Source organism: Microcystis sp. M090S1 (genome assembly GCF_020246295.1).
In the GTDB taxonomy this organism is placed as follows: Bacteria; Cyanobacteriota; Cyanobacteriia; order Cyanobacteriales; family Microcystaceae; genus Microcystis; species Microcystis aeruginosa.
This window is the reverse complement of the sequence record NZ_JADBTF010000045.1, coordinates 1-14,792: the sequence shown is the minus strand read 5'-3', so window position 1 is coordinate 14,792 and position 14,792 is coordinate 1. Positions and strand designations below refer to the sequence as shown.

General features: G+C 47.7%; 14 protein-coding genes. 6 read left to right on the top strand and 8 right to left on the bottom strand.

Annotation, left to right across the window (positions count from 1 at the left end):
- Positions 1 to 466: 466 nt before the first annotated feature.
- From IM477_RS01845 to IM477_RS01835, 3 genes are all read left to right on the top strand, one after another.
- Complete coding sequence (locus tag IM477_RS01845) at positions 467 to 1,174, top strand: SIMPL domain-containing protein (protein WP_190723812.1); 708 nt, start codon at positions 467 to 469, stop codon at positions 1,172 to 1,174.
- Positions 1,175 to 1,291: 117 nt separating this feature from the next.
- Positions 1,292 to 2,179: an alpha/beta fold hydrolase gene (locus IM477_RS01840; protein WP_287730316.1), complete on the top strand. Its 888-nt coding sequence runs from the start codon at positions 1,292 to 1,294 to the stop codon at positions 2,177 to 2,179.
- Positions 2,180 to 2,221: 42 nt separating this feature from the next.
- Positions 2,222 to 2,599 carry a hypothetical protein gene (locus IM477_RS01835; RefSeq protein WP_041805046.1) on the top strand — a complete coding sequence of 126 codons (378 nt, stop codon included), beginning with the start codon at positions 2,222 to 2,224 and terminating at the stop codon, positions 2,597 to 2,599.
- Positions 2,600 to 2,675: 76 nt separating this feature from the next.
- Here the strand turns inward: IM477_RS01835 and IM477_RS01830 are convergent, their stop codons facing one another.
- Together IM477_RS01830 and bicA are read right to left on the bottom strand one after the other, a co-directional pair.
- Entirely contained in the window at positions 2,676 to 4,091 is a 1,416-nt protein-coding gene (locus tag IM477_RS01830) for a cation:proton antiporter (protein ID WP_287730314.1), read from the bottom strand.
- Positions 4,092 to 4,210: 119 nt separating this feature from the next.
- On the bottom strand, positions 4,211 to 5,905 hold the full coding sequence (gene bicA / locus IM477_RS01825) for a bicarbonate transporter BicA (protein WP_052278416.1): 1,695 nt from the start codon (positions 5,903 to 5,905) through the stop codon (positions 4,211 to 4,213).
- 302 nt (positions 5,906 to 6,207) lie between these two features.
- Here bicA and IM477_RS01820 point away from each other — a divergent pair, with 302 nt between their 5' ends.
- The gene (locus IM477_RS01820; RefSeq protein ID WP_287730313.1) at positions 6,208 to 7,104 is read left to right on the top strand and encodes a LysR family transcriptional regulator; all 897 of its coding nucleotides are present in this window, start codon (positions 6,208 to 6,210) and stop codon (positions 7,102 to 7,104) included.
- Between the two features lie 157 nt (positions 7,105 to 7,261).
- On the opposite strand, the gene IM477_RS01815 is transcribed toward IM477_RS01820, so the two are convergent.
- The 3 genes from IM477_RS01815 to trxA form a co-directional block, all read right to left on the bottom strand.
- Positions 7,262 to 7,879: a CP12 domain-containing protein gene (locus IM477_RS01815; RefSeq protein ID WP_287730312.1), complete on the bottom strand. Its 618-nt coding sequence runs from the start codon at positions 7,877 to 7,879 to the stop codon at positions 7,262 to 7,264.
- Positions 7,880 to 7,931: 52 nt separating this feature from the next.
- A complete protein-coding gene (locus IM477_RS01810) occupies positions 7,932 to 8,258 on the bottom strand; it encodes a hypothetical protein (RefSeq protein WP_287730311.1) in 327 nt (108 codons plus the stop codon).
- Positions 8,259 to 8,325: 67 nt separating this feature from the next.
- Positions 8,326 to 8,649: a thioredoxin gene (trxA, locus tag IM477_RS01805; RefSeq protein WP_079206136.1), complete on the bottom strand. Its 324-nt coding sequence runs from the start codon at positions 8,647 to 8,649 to the stop codon at positions 8,326 to 8,328.
- 333 nt (positions 8,650 to 8,982) lie between these two features.
- Here trxA and IM477_RS01800 point away from each other — a divergent pair, with 333 nt between their 5' ends.
- Together IM477_RS01800 and IM477_RS01795 are read left to right on the top strand one after the other, a co-directional pair.
- Positions 8,983 to 9,438 (top strand): recombinase family protein, encoded by a 456-nt coding sequence (locus tag IM477_RS01800; RefSeq protein WP_012267172.1) that lies wholly within the window; start codon positions 8,983 to 8,985, stop codon positions 9,436 to 9,438.
- Positions 9,439 to 9,661: 223 nt separating this feature from the next.
- Positions 9,662 to 10,834, top strand: coding sequence for a CBS domain-containing protein (locus IM477_RS01795; RefSeq protein WP_287730308.1), 1,173 nt, complete (start codon positions 9,662 to 9,664; stop codon positions 10,832 to 10,834).
- A 64-nt stretch (positions 10,835 to 10,898) separates the two neighbouring features.
- On the opposite strand, the gene ftsH4 is transcribed toward IM477_RS01795, so the two are convergent.
- The 3 genes from ftsH4 to IM477_RS01780 all read right to left on the bottom strand — a co-directional run.
- A complete protein-coding gene (ftsH4, locus tag IM477_RS01790; RefSeq protein ID WP_287730307.1) occupies positions 10,899 to 12,776 on the bottom strand; it encodes an ATP-dependent zinc metalloprotease FtsH4 in 1,878 nt (625 codons plus the stop codon).
- A 77-nt stretch (positions 12,777 to 12,853) separates the two neighbouring features.
- On the bottom strand, positions 12,854 to 14,038 hold the full coding sequence (locus tag IM477_RS01785) for a tetratricopeptide repeat protein (RefSeq protein ID WP_287730305.1): 1,185 nt from the start codon (positions 14,036 to 14,038) through the stop codon (positions 12,854 to 12,856).
- Positions 14,039 to 14,173: 135 nt separating this feature from the next.
- A partial coding sequence (locus IM477_RS01780; protein WP_287730303.1) for an RNA-guided endonuclease InsQ/TnpB family protein occupies positions 14,174 to 14,792 on the bottom strand: 619 nt, incomplete at its 5' end.

Sequence of the window (14,792 nt, the reverse complement as noted above, 5' to 3'; positions counted from 1 at the left end):
CGTCCCTAGAGACGCTAAGAGTTCTTCTAAATATTCCTTGGCAAATTGGTCGTGAATTTGGCGAGTCATTGCAGGGGATAATTAATCCGAGAAAGTGCATTAACAATCTTGTTAGATCATAGCAAGTTTTGAGAATTTATCTTTTTAATCAACAGCACCAGTGTGCGAACCAATCGGCTCTCTTATTCTTTGTGTGACAAGTTTAACTTATATAATAGCGATCGGTCTTTGTGTCCTTTGTGTCTCTGTGGTTCTTTACACTCACTTGAGCGCAAGACTGTATCTTAGAATACATTTTACCCACCAAACCGAAGAGAGTCACCAATCTTGCTTAAAGGCCCCTTTTCAAGTTCCCAGAGCTTAGTCACCAATATGGCGAAAGTGACGGAAAAGGGATAATCTGCAACTCAATTGCCCAAAATAAAGGCTAGAATCGAAATATAGTATCGATCGCTACGGATTTTTCATGAATTACAGAAAATTTTGCTTGGCTTTTTTGCTGTCCCTTATCCTCATCAACACCGGATTAGTTATGCCTAGTTACGCAAACGAAAGAGAATTGAGGACAATTACCGTAACCGGGGAAGGAATAGAAAATATCGCCACTTCTCAAGCAGTAGTGCGCTTAGGGGTAGAAGTTCAAGGCAAAGAAGCGGGGAAAGTGCAGCGGGAAACCGCCAATCGTAGCGATGCGGTGGTTAAATTTCTCCGTTCCCGTCAAGTGGAAAAATTGGAAACCACCGGCATCAGTTTACAGCCCAATTATGACTACAGCAACAACCAAAGACGTTTAATCGGTTATATCGGGGCTAATTTGATTAGTTTTCAGATCGATATAGCCCAAGCGGGGATTTTAATCGATGAAGCGGTGAAAGTCGGGGCAACACGCATCGATGGGGTCAGTTTTACTGCTGGAGAATCAGCGATCGCAGCTGCCCAAAGAACCGCTCTCATCAAAGCTACGGAACAAGCTAGAGAACAGGCGACAATCGTGTTACAAGCCCTCGGTTTAGTGGCGAAAGAAACGGTTTCTATCCAAGTGGGTAATACAGGTAATCCCGTGCCAATAGCTCGCTCAGAAGCGGTTTTTCGGAGTGCCGATGCTGCCAGTAGCCCGGTTATCGGAGGGGAACAAACCCTGCGCGCTGCTGTCACCCTCGAAATTAGCTATTAAGATAACTTTCAGCTATCAGTTATCAGCCTGGGTTTTTTTGACCGGAAATCTTGGATACAGGCTGATAAAATCAACGCCGATGTTCGGAAACTCTAGAAAAAACTGTCCCCCTCATCCGTGAATTATCCTAACTTTTTACCCACTGTTAGCGAGGGATTGAGCGAAGATACCTCCCTTGCTCTCCTCGAAAATATCCACCAAATTGCCATCGATAGCCCCATCTATCCCCGATCGATTCTAACTACCTATAGTCAACAAGGGCAAGGTCAACCGCCTTTTGTCCTCCTGCACGGTTTTGATAGTTCCCTGCTGGAATTTCGGCGTTTACTACCTTTACTCGCCCAAAATAGGGAAACTTGGGCGATAGATCTACTCGGCTTCGGTTTTACTGAGCGAGAGCCAGATTTAGAAGTATCTCCGAAAACTATTAAAAGCCATCTTTACCATTTCTGGAGAACTGCGATCGCCGAACCGATAATTTTAGTCGGTGCTTCCATGGGGGGTGCAGTGGCCCTCGATTTTGCCCTCTCCTACCCGGAAATAGTGGCGAAATTAGTCCTCATTGACAGCGCAGGACTAGCTAATCCCCCAGTTTTGGGTAAATTGATGTTTTCTCCCCTCGATAAGTGGGCAACTAATTTTTTAGCCAATCCCCGCGTGCGCCAAAATATCAGTCGTACCGCCTATTTCGATCAAACTTTGGCTAGTGTTGATGCTTGCACCTGTGCTAGTCTGCACCTGAATTGTCCCCACTGGAGTGAGGCTTTAATCTCCTTTACCAAAAGTGGCGGTTATGGGTCATTTTTGCCGAAATTAAGCCAAATAAACCGAGAAACTCTGATTATTTGGGGAGAAAACGATCAAATTTTAGGCACAAAAGACGCGAAGAAATTTCAGCAGGCTTTACCTAATAATCAACTGGTCTGGATTCCTCGCTGTGGTCATGTTCCCCACCTCGAAAAACCAGAACTTACCGCAGCCGCGATAGTTAAATTTGCGAGCTAAGAACTTATAATGGGATTATTTGACCCTATAGTGCCAACTTTTATGAAATTTTTGCCGATCGCTCTCGCTGCATTCAGCCTTCTGAGTTTATCTGTCAATATTCCTGCTACTGTGGCCACACAACAGCTTTTTTGTCAAGGCCGCATGAATAACGGTTGGTCCTATTCGGCAGAATTTCTCAATGGACGTTTTGAACGCATTCGCTGGACGCGTTCCGGTCAACCTCCCCAAGTTTCTAGCCTTAGCTTTAAAAATACTAACAACAAAGGACAACCGATTTATCGTGGCAGTTTATTCGCCGCAGTCAGTGTGACCCTGATAGACTTATCGAAAGGAGATGTCCGTCCCGGTTCGCAAATTTCCGTGGGAGTGGAAGAATGGGGTTGGTCGCGGGGAAACTGCGCTCTTTCTAACCGATAAATCCCGGAACTATCGTCGACAAAAAAGGCTGAAGTATTTTCAGCCTCGTCTAAAAAATCAGATTTTACCCGCAAAATTAAGGAATAGGATTAGCTGGCTCCTTGCCTTCCAGGGTTTCGGGAACAGCTTCCGTCTTACCAAAAGCGACTCTGAGGAAGGGAGGAGCGAGGAAAGTGGTCAGGATTACCATAATAATAATCGACACCTCCAAAGGCTTGTCCAAAATTCCGCTGGCCGAACCAATCCCGGCAAAAACTAGACCCACCTCACCCCGGGGAATCATACCCACACCGATGGCGAGACGATTGATTCCGGATAGGCCAAAAACTGCCCAGCCCGTCACCAGTTTACCGATAATCGCCACAACCATCAAAAAGACAGCAATCAAAAGTCCGGCCCGATTCTCCGGTACCGTTGGGTTTAAAACACCGAGATCGGCACGGGCTCCCACCGTCACAAAGAAAATCGGTACAAGCAAATCGGCGATCGGTTTAATTAACTCATCCAACTCGTTGCGGGTATCGGTTTCATCAAGCACCAAACCGGCGGCAAAGGCCCCTAAAATCGCTTCAAGATGAATAGCATTGCCCAAAAATGCCATAAAGAAAGCGAAGACAAATGCCGGAATAACAATATTGCCCCGAGTTTTCAGCCGCTCCACGATCGCCACAAAACTTTTGTTAAAAATACCTCCCAACAAAATTGATCCGATCAAAAAGGCCGTAGCGCTGACAATCAGATAAATAACATTGGTCACATCAATCTCACCGGTTTTGGCTAAACTAGCGACCACAGCCAGAACAATAATACCGAGGACATCATCGATCACCGCCGCGCCGACAATAATTTGCCCTTCTTTGGATTTGAGTTGACCTAACTCTGACAACACCTTCGAGGTAATACCGATACTGGTTGCCGTCAAGGCTGCCCCCGCAAAAATCGCCGGGATAGCCGCCACATGAAAGACGAGCATTAACCCGGCCGTACCTGCCGCAAAAGGTGCCGCCACCCCCACACAGGCCACCACCGTGGCTTGAATTCCCACTTCCTTGAGTTGTCGCAGATCCGATTCCAGGCCAATTTCAAACAGCAGAATAATCACACCGATTTCAGCTAGAACCGAAATCACTTCACTTTGGGACTCAAAGATCCGGTCCACGGCAGCCGGGGCCAATTGATTCAATCCTTGCAGTACCGTCATAATCAGCGAGTCAGAGGCCGATAGCCCCCCTTCCGGAAAGATGAGCAGATGCAGTGCCGAAACGCCGACGATCACACCGGCGACCAGTTCTCCCAGTACGGGAGGAAAATCCAATCGTCGGGCGGCCTCTGCGCCGAGCTTGCTGGCCAGATAAATCACCACCAGTGTCAGCAATACGCCAGAGAGAATAATCGGTGAATCCTCGGCCACAACGGCGGCGAGCAAGGGGAGCGGAGCCATGGGAACCGCTATCTCCCCGATCAAAGGAGGCAGAATAGGGGACAAAATCATGAGTTTAAGGGGATGAGGGTTAAAGATTTCAGGTGGTCATAAAACTGGGGGATAGGAAAAAGGGCCACCGCTCAAGGACAGTCAGGCTGCAGATGGGGTTGCCCAGATCAAGACAAGCATTAGTTGTTTAGTTGATTAACCTCAAAATCCTCTGGTTCTTGGTGAGGATGGGTCTTGACAAAAGTTACCGCTTGTTGTAGGGCGATGGTTCTGTCCATTAGCACATGATCGGGGGGGAGTTGGGCTAAAATGCCAAGACGTTCCAAACGATGCTGGATTTTGCTGGTGGCACCAACGATAAAGACTTGTAAACTTTTATCGATCGCATCTTTAATCGCATTTTCGATCGCTAAAGAAGCTGTCACCCCTAACAAAGGCACATCACTCAAGTCCAAGATTAAAACATCCGCTTCCTTCATGGCTGTGTGTTCCCTGGCGATCGCTTTCGAGACTCCAAAGATCATCGGACCACTGAGATAAAATAGGATGATGCGACCGTTAGCTTGGTTGAGTAACCGTTTTTCTTCTGGACTTAGGAGAATCTCGTCATCGTTATCGGTGATTGTTTTCACTTCCTGCGCTTGCAGTTCACTGAGGCGATCAATGGTGAGAATATTAGCAATAAAGACCCCCACACCCACAGCAACGATCAGATCGACGAATACTGTTAATAACAGTACACCGTACATGATTAGCGTCCCTTTCAGAGAAATCTTGTGGGAGCGTTTCAGGAAACTCCAGTCGAGAATATCGATCCCCACTTTTAGGGCAATCCCCGCTAATACCGCCATGGGGATACTCTTAGTTAAACCGGCGGCCCAGAGAACGACGACTAATAAAATTAAAGCGCGAGTAATGCCAGAAAGGGCAGTGGTCGCACCGGTTTGAATATTGACGACAGTTCCCATCGTGGCCCCGGCACCGGGTAAACCGCCACAGATTCCTGATACTAAGTTACCAATACCTTGACCGATCAATTCTTTATTCGATTTGTGTTCGGTACGGGTCAAACTATCGGCAATTACCGCCGTTAATAGGGTATCAATACAACCCAACATCCCTAAAACTGCCCCATCCACCAACATTGTGATCATTTGGGCAGCACTAAAGGTGGGCATTTGCAAGGTGGGTAAACCCACGGGAATATCCCCAATCCGGCGAATTTCAGCACCTTGGAAGAAAAACAGCGAAATCAGAGTTCCTATCACCAAAGCTAATAACTGAGGGGGGACAAAACGCTTGAATTTCGAGGGCATCAGGAAGATGATCGCCAAGGTGATCGCCCCCAGAATGGCTTCAGGGGGATTGATATTAGAGAGTAGTTCCGGGATTTTCTGCACTGTGCCTAAAACCCCTCCTTTGGGGGCGGCTTGCCCTAAAAAGGGCGGAATTTGCAGAATAATCAGGATTACCCCGATCCCAGACATAAAGCCGGAAATAACGCTATAGGGCATCAGGGTAATGTATTTACCCATTTTGAAGATACCGAACAGAATCTGGAAAATGCCCGCTAACATGACTACCGTAAAGGCCATGGGTAGGCCTAATTCGGGATTTCTGGCGGTTAAACTGGCCACGATCGCCGTCATTACTACCGTCATCGGCCCCGTTGGTTCCGAAATTAACGTGGGTGTGCCACCAAAAAGGGCAGCAAAAAAACCCACACAGACAGCACCGTACAAACCAGCGATCGCACCAGCCCCAGAAGCTACACCGAAAGCGAGAGCTAGAGGGAGAGAAACGATGGCAGCTGTGAGACCACCGAAGATATCGCCCCGCAAATTGTCAAAATGAATACGATTGGTTATTTGCATGAGAATCCAACTGAGCAAAGGATTTTTTGCCACAACAAAGCTGGCGGTTGACAGACCAGCCTTGATAGACAAAACTTTATGGTTTTTAAAGATCGATTGTTATAAATCTATACTAGAACGGATATCTTGACAAGCAAATTTTATAAATTGAGTTTAAATCGATATATCTTTACAAAAGTATTGATTTAAACCTATGATATAAGCGGGGTGGGGAGGTTTTTACTCGTTCCCCTCCATTCCTGCTTCTGTTTAGCAAAGCTCCTCAAGGCAGTAACAGAAGTGTAGCTCTCTAGAGGCCTCTCTTGATTCACGCCACTTTACATCAACTGATTGTCTTTGAAGCGACCGCTCGTCATGGCAGTTTCACCAGGGCTGCTGAAGAACTATCGATCACCCAACCCACGGTTTCCACCCAGATGAAACAACTGACTAAAGCAGTGGGTTTACCCTTATTTGAACAGATAGGCAAACGTTTGTATTTAACCGAGGCCGGACGCGGTTTATTAGTAACCTGTCAGGCAGTTCTCAAGGATCTTGATAACTTTGAGATGGCGATCGCCGATATCAAGGGCATTAAACAGGGTAAACTGCGTTTAGCGGCGGTATCCACAGCCCAATATTTAATCCCTCAGATCCTAGGTCCTTTTTGTCAACAGTACCAAGGGGTAGATGTGTCCCTAGAATTGACCAATCACCAATATCTAGAAGCAAGGATAATCAATAATGTTGACGACCTATATATTTTAAGCGAACCCCCCGAAGATCTAAACCTGGAGATTCAACCGTTTCTGGAAAATCCCCTCGTGGTTATTGCTCGCAAAGATCACCCCCTAGCGGGACAGAAAAAAATTCCGATTAAACGGCTGCAAGGGGAACCTTTTATCATGCGGGAAATGGGATCGGGAATTAGACGGGCAGTGCAGCAAATTTTTCTCGACCATGGCATCACTGTATCTTTGCGTTTGGAAATCGGCAATAATGAAGCCATTAAACAAGCGATCGCCGGTGGTTTAGGAATTTCGGTTCTGTCTCAGCACGTCTTAAATTTAGATAATCCTCATGGGGAATTTACCATCCTTGACGTGGAAGATTTTCCCATCCAACGCCATTGGTATGTGGTTTATCCCAAGGATAAAAAACTATCCGTGATCGCCAAGACTTTTCTTGATTATCTCCTCTCAGGGGAATTAGGGGCATAAGCACCCACAGACCCCCTATCAAGTCGAATTCGGCAAGCGCAAGCGATCGATCTATATCGCATCCGAAAAGGTGGAGAATGTTCGAGAACTCGATCGCGTGGGGAAACCGATCGGCGAAATCCTCAAGGCGATCGATTCTCCCAAAACCCGCCAGGATTTAATCCTCATAAATGCGGCACTCTAAGGCATCGGGATTGGCTTCGCAGTAAGACTGAAGTGAGTTACTCCCCTGTTTTTTGACCCGTCGATGGGAGGCTTCGGCCTGGAGTTCCTCCACCACATCCCAGGCTGCGGCGCAATCGGGAGAGATTTCACCCTTGGCCGCACAAATTGCCCGCGCGTCTTCCCGGGCTGCTTCAATTTCATCTTCGATGAACAACCGCTTGGGCTTTTCGACAAAATCGCTCTTGAAGAGAATATCACTGACAGAAATAATGCCCAGCAAAGTTTTGCCCTGAATCACGGGGGCGCGGCGAATGCGGGTTTGAGCAAATAACCGGGCTACATATTCCACCCCCAGTTCGGGATTGACGACCACACAGGGCTTGGCCATAATTTCATAGACCCGCATAGTTTTAGGATCGTGGCCAAAGGCCGCCACTTTGTAAACGATGTCGGTTTCGGTGACAATTCCATAAGGGTCCTGTTCATGGCGCGGTTCGACAATCAACCCTCGCAGTTTTTTTTCTTTCATCAATTTCACGGCATCCGCAACCGTTGCCGAACCACGAATGGTGACAACGTTTTGGGTCATAATTTCTTGAGCTTGTAGCATATATGGTTTGGTTTTTTTTAAATGAAAGAACTGGTATAAACACAAAAGTTGACTAGGGTTGTCCCGATAGCAATTTCCTAGACTCTTGTGGGCTGAGTGCCACTGTCAACAGAGATGATGCGGGCCAATGGGCGCTCGCTGATTTTGGCTGGGACGGGGTAGCGGCGGCTGTGTTCCCCTGAATGCCGGGAGCATAGGCCTCCAGCACAGCGCCGTTTTGCCAACACATGGCGATGAAATAATCACACACTGGGCATTCCGTCTGAGCAACCTGCCGGGCCGGACACTTATATCCTGCGGGTAGGCGATCGCTCAAGAGCCTTTGAGCTACGCTGCCACAGTTGGGACATCGAATTTCTATCAGCTTGTTCAACGCCATACCTCAAAATTGAATAGTGGTGTGAGAAGGAAAGGGTTAAGGTCGGACGTTTGTCCAGAGTGGAAGACTATAATTGTCGTTCTACTGCAGCGGTAAATTCTTCATAGGGTTTAACCCCAACTAATGTTTCTATCAATTTCCCCTGTTTAAATACCATGACAGCCGGAATACTTCTAATCCCAAAGCGTTTGGCTACGGGTTTGTTACTGTCCAGGTCAAGTTTGAAGACTTTGGCGCGATCGCGATAGTCATCGGCCAATCGATCGATCAACGGCGCCACCAGTTTGCAAGGTCCACACCAGGTTGCCGTGCAATCTACCACCAACAGGGATTCACTGTTTAAGAGGGAATCAAATTCAGTTTCATCTTGAATAAATGTAGCCGTACCCATGTTTATATCTCCAGATTGATGCTGTGTAACTTAGGACAAATTCTCTTCTCGGTGCGTTTTACAATATAAATTCAGCTTTGAACCGCTCCTCATCTAAAAATGCTTGGCCTTGGCCTCTTTAACTTTCCCCCCAGAAAGGGGTTGGGGTTCAGGACTATGAATAAAGAAAAATGGCATCAGTCAATGTCCACCTCCCGGGGGTATCGTCTATAGTTTGGTCGTCCCAGACATCGATGGTGATATCTAGTCCCTGCTCATGCAGGGGTTTTACTTTGTAAGTCGTCATCGGCTGCTCCCAATCAAAACAAATTTGCGACGTTAAGTTACGGTAATATGGTATTGCAAGTCATTGCATTGACATCCCCTATGACAGCGACCCCTTCCAACGATTTATCTGCCTGGGAGCGGCTAGAACAAGGTAGACAAGCAAAAGCAAGCAACGGTGGTTATGCGGGCTACGGCTCCCCTGCCTTTGGACAACGATCGATCGATGGGGAATTAGTGGATGATCCGGAAGAGTGCCGGGTCATTGAACTGATTCGCCGTCATCACAAATCAGGGAAATCCTTGCAGAAGATCGCGGATTGGCTTAATGAACAGGGCTACACCACCAAACGTGGTCAACCATGGCAGCGTATTTCCGTAAAGCGGGTGCTTGATCGACTATATGGAAAGGTGTCCAGAATTTCCGGAGTAACCCCTCAGACCGAGCATAACCCGGAAGTACTCACCCCAGCGTCTGGTGATGCCGCTCCTAAAACCATTAGAGGCTCAATAACCCCTAAATAAAAAGTTTCAGGCTTTAACCTGTTACATCCCTCTATGATACACCGAAGTGGGTCGAAAATCTTTACGAGTTTAATAAAAATTGTAATAAAACGTTACATATTTTAGGAAAAAGTTAAATGACGCTACACTTTGAGATAGTTTTAGAACGGGTTTTGGCAACTCTGAGAGCCGGGGTTCTTTGCCCAGTGGCTGTTCTGCCTATCTTGGCTTTTGCGATCGCAGGATGGCGCTGATGTCCTTTGATACACCTCTGAGTTGGGCCCCCGATCTGGAAAAGGCGATCAATCGCCAGCCCTTGACGGTGCCGCCAACCACTTCTCTGGCGGATGCGATCGCCATGATCGGTCAGGCCCATAGCCGTCTGTGTTTACTCACCGATGACCTATCCCCTCTAGCTGCTCCGGCCGGAGAGGTGCGTGTTAGCTGTCTGCTGGTGGTGCAGGGGCAAGAGTTATTAGGAATTTTGACAGAACGCGATGTGGTGCGACTCACCGCTCAAGGGATTAACCTGTCCGAGACAACCGTTGCCGATGTGATGGTACATCCCCTGATCACGTTGCCCCAGCAATCTGCTCAAGACATTTTTGCTGCCCTGTTTTTGTTTCGGCGCTACCGCATTCGCCATTTGCCGATTGTCGATGACCAAGGACAGTTAATCGGGGTGATCTCCCATGAAAGTATTCGCCAGATATTGCGTCCGGCCAATCTATTGCGGTTTCGTCGCGTATCCGATGTGATGACCAGTCAAGTGGTACAGGCCCCACTCACCGCCACAGTCTTGCAATTGGCCCAGTTAATGGCTGAACATCGTGTCAGTTGTGTGGTGATCACCCAACGAGATTCAGAAGACAATGACTGCCCGGTTGGTATTGTGACAGAGCGAGATCTTGTCCAATTTCAAGCAGTTCAAATCGATCTGCACAAAACTAGGGCCCAGACGGTGATGAGTACGCCCTTATTTCTCCTCAGCCCCGAGGATTCCCTGTGGACGGCCCATCAGGAAATGCAAAAACGGCGGGTGGGGCGTTTGGTGGTTTCTTGGAACTGGGGGCGGGGGTTGGGCATTGTTACACAAACCAGTCTCTTGCGGGTTTTTGACCCGATGGAAATGTATGGGGTGATTGAAAATTTACAACAAACGATTCAACAGCTAGAGTCCGAGCGATCGCCCTCCCTTCCTTCTCCACCAGCGGACTTATTACCCCAACGGACTGGCCCCCGGTCGCAACAAGACATCGCCGGCGATCGCAAATTATTACTTGCCTTGCTGGACAATGCCTACAAAGACGTAAAGTATATGTTGGCTAACTTAGATATTGTCGTCGAGCAGCGGCGATCTTTGCTTCAATCTGTTCTAGAGACGCTTGCGTACCTCGGTCGTGAAATTAGCTCTTAGACGAGGTCTAATAGAAAAAACCCCATCTTGAAGAAAGATGGGGTAAGGTAAAAATCAAATCAATCTAAACAGTAACAGGTTCTCGATCGAGGGGTTTAACGCGATCGAGCAGGCCCTGCAATTGTTCCCCTTCGATCACCTCTTTACTGAGGATTTCTTGGGCAATTTCTTCGAGTAAATTGCGATTTTGAGCGAGAATATCTAGGGCCTGCTGATGACCATTTTCGACAATCTCTTTCACTTCATTATCGATCGCTCGGGCCGTATCATCGCTCACCAGGCGCCGGGGATTCATCATGCCATCTCCCAAAAAACTATTCTGTTGACCTTTTTCGTAGGCTAGGGGACCGAGGGTCTTACTCATACCATAGGTCGTCACCATGCGTTCGGCCAAGTCCGTCGCCCGCTGCAGGTCATTAGCGGCCCCAGTAGTAATACTACCAAAGACAATTTCTTCGGCAGCCCGACCACCTAAAAGAGTAGCAATTTGGTCGCGTAATTCCGTATCATCCATAAGGAAACGGTCTTCCGTGGGCATTTGCAGGGTATAACCGAGGGCTGCCATGCCGCGAGGCACGATCGAAATCTTGGCAACTTTACCACCCCCCGGCATAACTGCACCGACGAGAGCGTGACCAACTTCGTGATAAGCGACGATTTTCTTCTCTTTTTCCGAGAGAACCCGGCTTTTCTTCTCTAAACCGGCCACTACCCGCTCGATTGCCTCATTAAAGTCCTCTTGGGCGACGGTGCTGCGTTGATTGCGCGCTGCCAATAAAGCCGCCTCATTGACTAGATTAGCTAAGTCAGCACCAGCAAAACCGGGGGTGCGGGTAGCAATCTGTTTTAAATCCACACCCGCTCCTAATTTTACCTTACCTGCGTAGATTTCGAGGATTTTTAAGCGTCCAGCCAGATCGGGGCGATCAACTAACACTTGACGATCAAAACGGCCGGGGCGTAAAAGGGCGGTATCAAGAGTTTCGGGGCGATTAGTAGCGGCTAGAACGATCACCGTCGCATCGCCAGCGTTAAAACCGTCCATTTCCGTCAATAATTGGTTTAAAGTCTGTTCCCGTTCATCGTTACCCCCCATAAAATTACCGTTAGCGCGAGATTTACCGATTGCGTCTAATTCATCGATAAAAATAATACAGGGGGCTTTTTTCTTGGCCTGTTCAAACAGATCTCGCACTCGGGCCGCACCCGCACCGACAAAGAGTTCCACGAATTCCGAACCCGAGATACTAAAAAAAGAAACTCCCGCTTCTCCCGCTACTGCTTTTGCCAGCAGGGTTTTCCCTGTCCCCGGCGGACCGACTAAGAGGACACCCTTGGGAATCCGCGCCCCGATTTGAATGTAACGTTGGGGATATTTGAGAAATTCGACGATTTCGGCTAATTCGGTTTTCGCTTCTTCCACACCGGCCACATCTTTAAAAGTGGTTTTGGTGGTGTCTCCTTCCACATAGACTTTAGCGCGACTTTTGGTAATCGATAAAGCCCCGGCTGGACCACCGCCACCGCTGCGAGCGAGGAAAAATTGCCAAATACCGACAAAAATCAGGGGAGGAATCACCCAACTAAGGACACTGCCAATCCAGCCATTTTTTGGCGGCGGCGCAGCGGCGAATTCTACGCCCTTAGCTTCTAGACGTTTGGGCAATTCTAGGTCAAAAATCGGTGTAGTGCTGAAAATTCGTCCGTAGTTGCCCTCTTGGTCGTTTTTAAGCTGATAACGAATCTCATTCTGTCCCACGGATACCCTAGCGACGTTGCCATCTTCCACTTGGTCGATAAAAAGACTATAGGGAACTTTGGGGACGCTAGGGCCAAATAATTGCGGGAAAAGAAGGTTAACAATCAGAAATAAGCCGCCTACGGCTAATAAAACATTACCGATCAGGCGGGATTGTGAAGGAGGTTTGCTTTTTATACTCATTGCTGGGCATGATTCATTAAAATTAGTCTCTATCCTCTCCTCATTGTAGGCTGTTGACTGCTCAAGTTCAGATTGAATCAGGCGGGGGGATTACCGTCGTCTTCGGGCGGTTTTTGCCCTAGTAAAGCCTCTAGACGAGTTTGGGCAAGCTCAAAATCTGGCGCAATCCCTAAAGCTTTTTGATAACAGGCGATCGCTGCTTGGGTTTCGCCCAAATTTTCTAGGGTACTGCCGCGATTGTACCAAGCTTGATAAAAATTATCGTCCGCTTCTAGCACCTGTTGCCAACATTCTAACGCTTCTTGCCAACGTTGCAGTCCGTATAGGGCGCTGCCTCTAGCGTTAATGACTTGGTGATCGTTGGGGGTGATTTCTAGGGCGCGATCATAACTATTTAAAGCTTCTTCGTAGTTACCGATCATGGCTAAGGCACTACCACGATTATGCCAGGCCGAGGCTAATTGGGGATCGATCGTCAAGGCCTGTTCCCAATCAGCGATCGCATTTGACCAATTGCCTAAATTTGCCTGTTCTAAGCCCTGATTAAACCAATCTGCGGCAGTTTCAGGGATTTTGCCCTCCTGGGGGGAAAATTGAGCGATGAGACTATCAATAATGCTTTCTGCGTCCTTATTTTCGATGCCTAATTGTTCGGCCATTTGGCCCGCTAGGGTAGGATCGTTTTGCAGACGGTTAAATAATTCATCGAGGGTCAGGGTTTCTAATTGGGTATTTTCTGGGTCAGCACCGTTAAAATCGCTAGTTTCACCCGAATATGAGAGATTTTCTGGGGGTTGCGGCTGGGAATAACTGCCCGGGGCCTCATCTTCGCCGGCGTATTCCCAGATTAAAGTGGCAGTTTCTTTGGTGTAGAGTTGATAACCGATCTCGTAGGAAGCTTCACCAATGCGTTCAATCCCCGGGAAAGCGCGAGCTAATTCTCCCAAACGGATCATTCTGGTGGCGAGAAGTTGGTTAAGGGAAGCGGAGGATTGCAGACGGGTGCCAAAGCGCTCTAACCATTCTACCCAATCTTTTTGCCGACCTCGATCGCCCAATTTCTCAAAAAATCTCAGAATTCTGCCTTCGTGCCAACCGTGGGCCACTCCATCGAGTAACTGCATATAGAGAAACTCGTAATCTGTATCGGTTAGGGGAACAGATTCGATCGCTTGTACTTTCCCCTTTCCCCCTTGTCCCCCCAAAAGTCGGGTAAAAAAGTTTTTGATCGCGCGCCAAAGTTTTCTTAAAAGTCCCTGCATTCTAATCTCGACACTGGTTTTATTAATCTTGCAAGCGTAACCCAATTAGTCTAGCAGTTATCAGTTATCGGGGATTGACTCTCCCCCGCTAACCGCGGAGCGCGGTGTAGCGGGGGATTCTCGGTTCTTAGGCTTTTAACTAGATCGACCGAGTTTAACCCAGTCGATCCGCGTCAAATCGCCTCCGCGAGCGTTTTCTAACACGGTCAGTCCGACCGCGTTTTTTCCTCGGTTCTCAATTACCTTCGCTGATGCCGTATCTCTCGGTTCAATGTGGCCGCAAGAATCACACCGGTGAACTCTTTCCGATAACGCTTTTTTACCAGTAATTGCGCCACAATTCGGACACTCTTGCGAGGTTCCGTTTTTATCAACCTTAAGATAATATTTTCCCCGTTTCCAAACAACAAACGGTAGTATCTCGTTAATAAAACTACCGATACCTGAATCCAGAGATTGTTTTCTAACGATCCCTCTAGACCAGGAAACGAAGTTAATATCTTCAACAAAGATATTATCAGCGAGATCGCAAAGGTAATGAGCTAACTTAAAATGCCAATCTCTACGAGTATTAGACACTTTTTCGTGTAATCTCGCTATCTTATCTTGGAGTTTCAACCAATTGTTCGAGCCTTTGACTTGATGTTTCAAGCGTCTTTGTAGCAATTTAAGCTTACTCTGTACTTTCAACAAAAATCGAGGGGCTTTGATTAAATCTCCCCGTGAAGTAGCGACAAAACTTTCAATTCCCGCG

What these genes read in the sequence shown, in the direction of transcription:
- IM477_RS01795 (WP_287730308.1), top strand. Translation starts at nt 9,662, where the DNA reads ATGGCGCTGATGTCCTTTGATACACCTCTGAGTTGGGCCCCCGATCTG.
- bicA (WP_052278416.1), bottom strand. Translation starts at nt 5,905, where the DNA reads ATGCAAATAACCAATCGTATTCATTTTGACAATTTGCGGGGCGATATC.
- ftsH4 (WP_287730307.1), bottom strand. Translation starts at nt 12,776, where the DNA reads ATGAGTATAAAAAGCAAACCTCCTTCACAATCCCGCCTGATCGGTAAT.
- IM477_RS01830 (WP_287730314.1), bottom strand. Translation starts at nt 4,091, where the DNA reads ATGATTTTGTCCCCTATTCTGCCTCCTTTGATCGGGGAGATAGCGGTT.
- IM477_RS01845 (WP_190723812.1), top strand. Translation starts at nt 467, where the DNA reads ATGAATTACAGAAAATTTTGCTTGGCTTTTTTGCTGTCCCTTATCCTC.
- trxA (WP_079206136.1), bottom strand. Translation starts at nt 8,649, where the DNA reads ATGGGTACGGCTACATTTATTCAAGATGAAACTGAATTTGATTCCCTC.
- IM477_RS01800 (WP_012267172.1), top strand. Translation starts at nt 8,983, where the DNA reads ATGGTATTGCAAGTCATTGCATTGACATCCCCTATGACAGCGACCCCT.
- IM477_RS01815 (WP_287730312.1), bottom strand. Translation starts at nt 7,879, where the DNA reads ATGCTACAAGCTCAAGAAATTATGACCCAAAACGTTGTCACCATTCGT.
- IM477_RS01810 (WP_287730311.1), bottom strand. Translation starts at nt 8,258, where the DNA reads ATGGCGTTGAACAAGCTGATAGAAATTCGATGTCCCAACTGTGGCAGC.
- IM477_RS01835 (WP_041805046.1), top strand. Translation starts at nt 2,222, where the DNA reads ATGAAATTTTTGCCGATCGCTCTCGCTGCATTCAGCCTTCTGAGTTTA.
- IM477_RS01785 (WP_287730305.1), bottom strand. Translation starts at nt 14,038, where the DNA reads ATGCAGGGACTTTTAAGAAAACTTTGGCGCGCGATCAAAAACTTTTTT.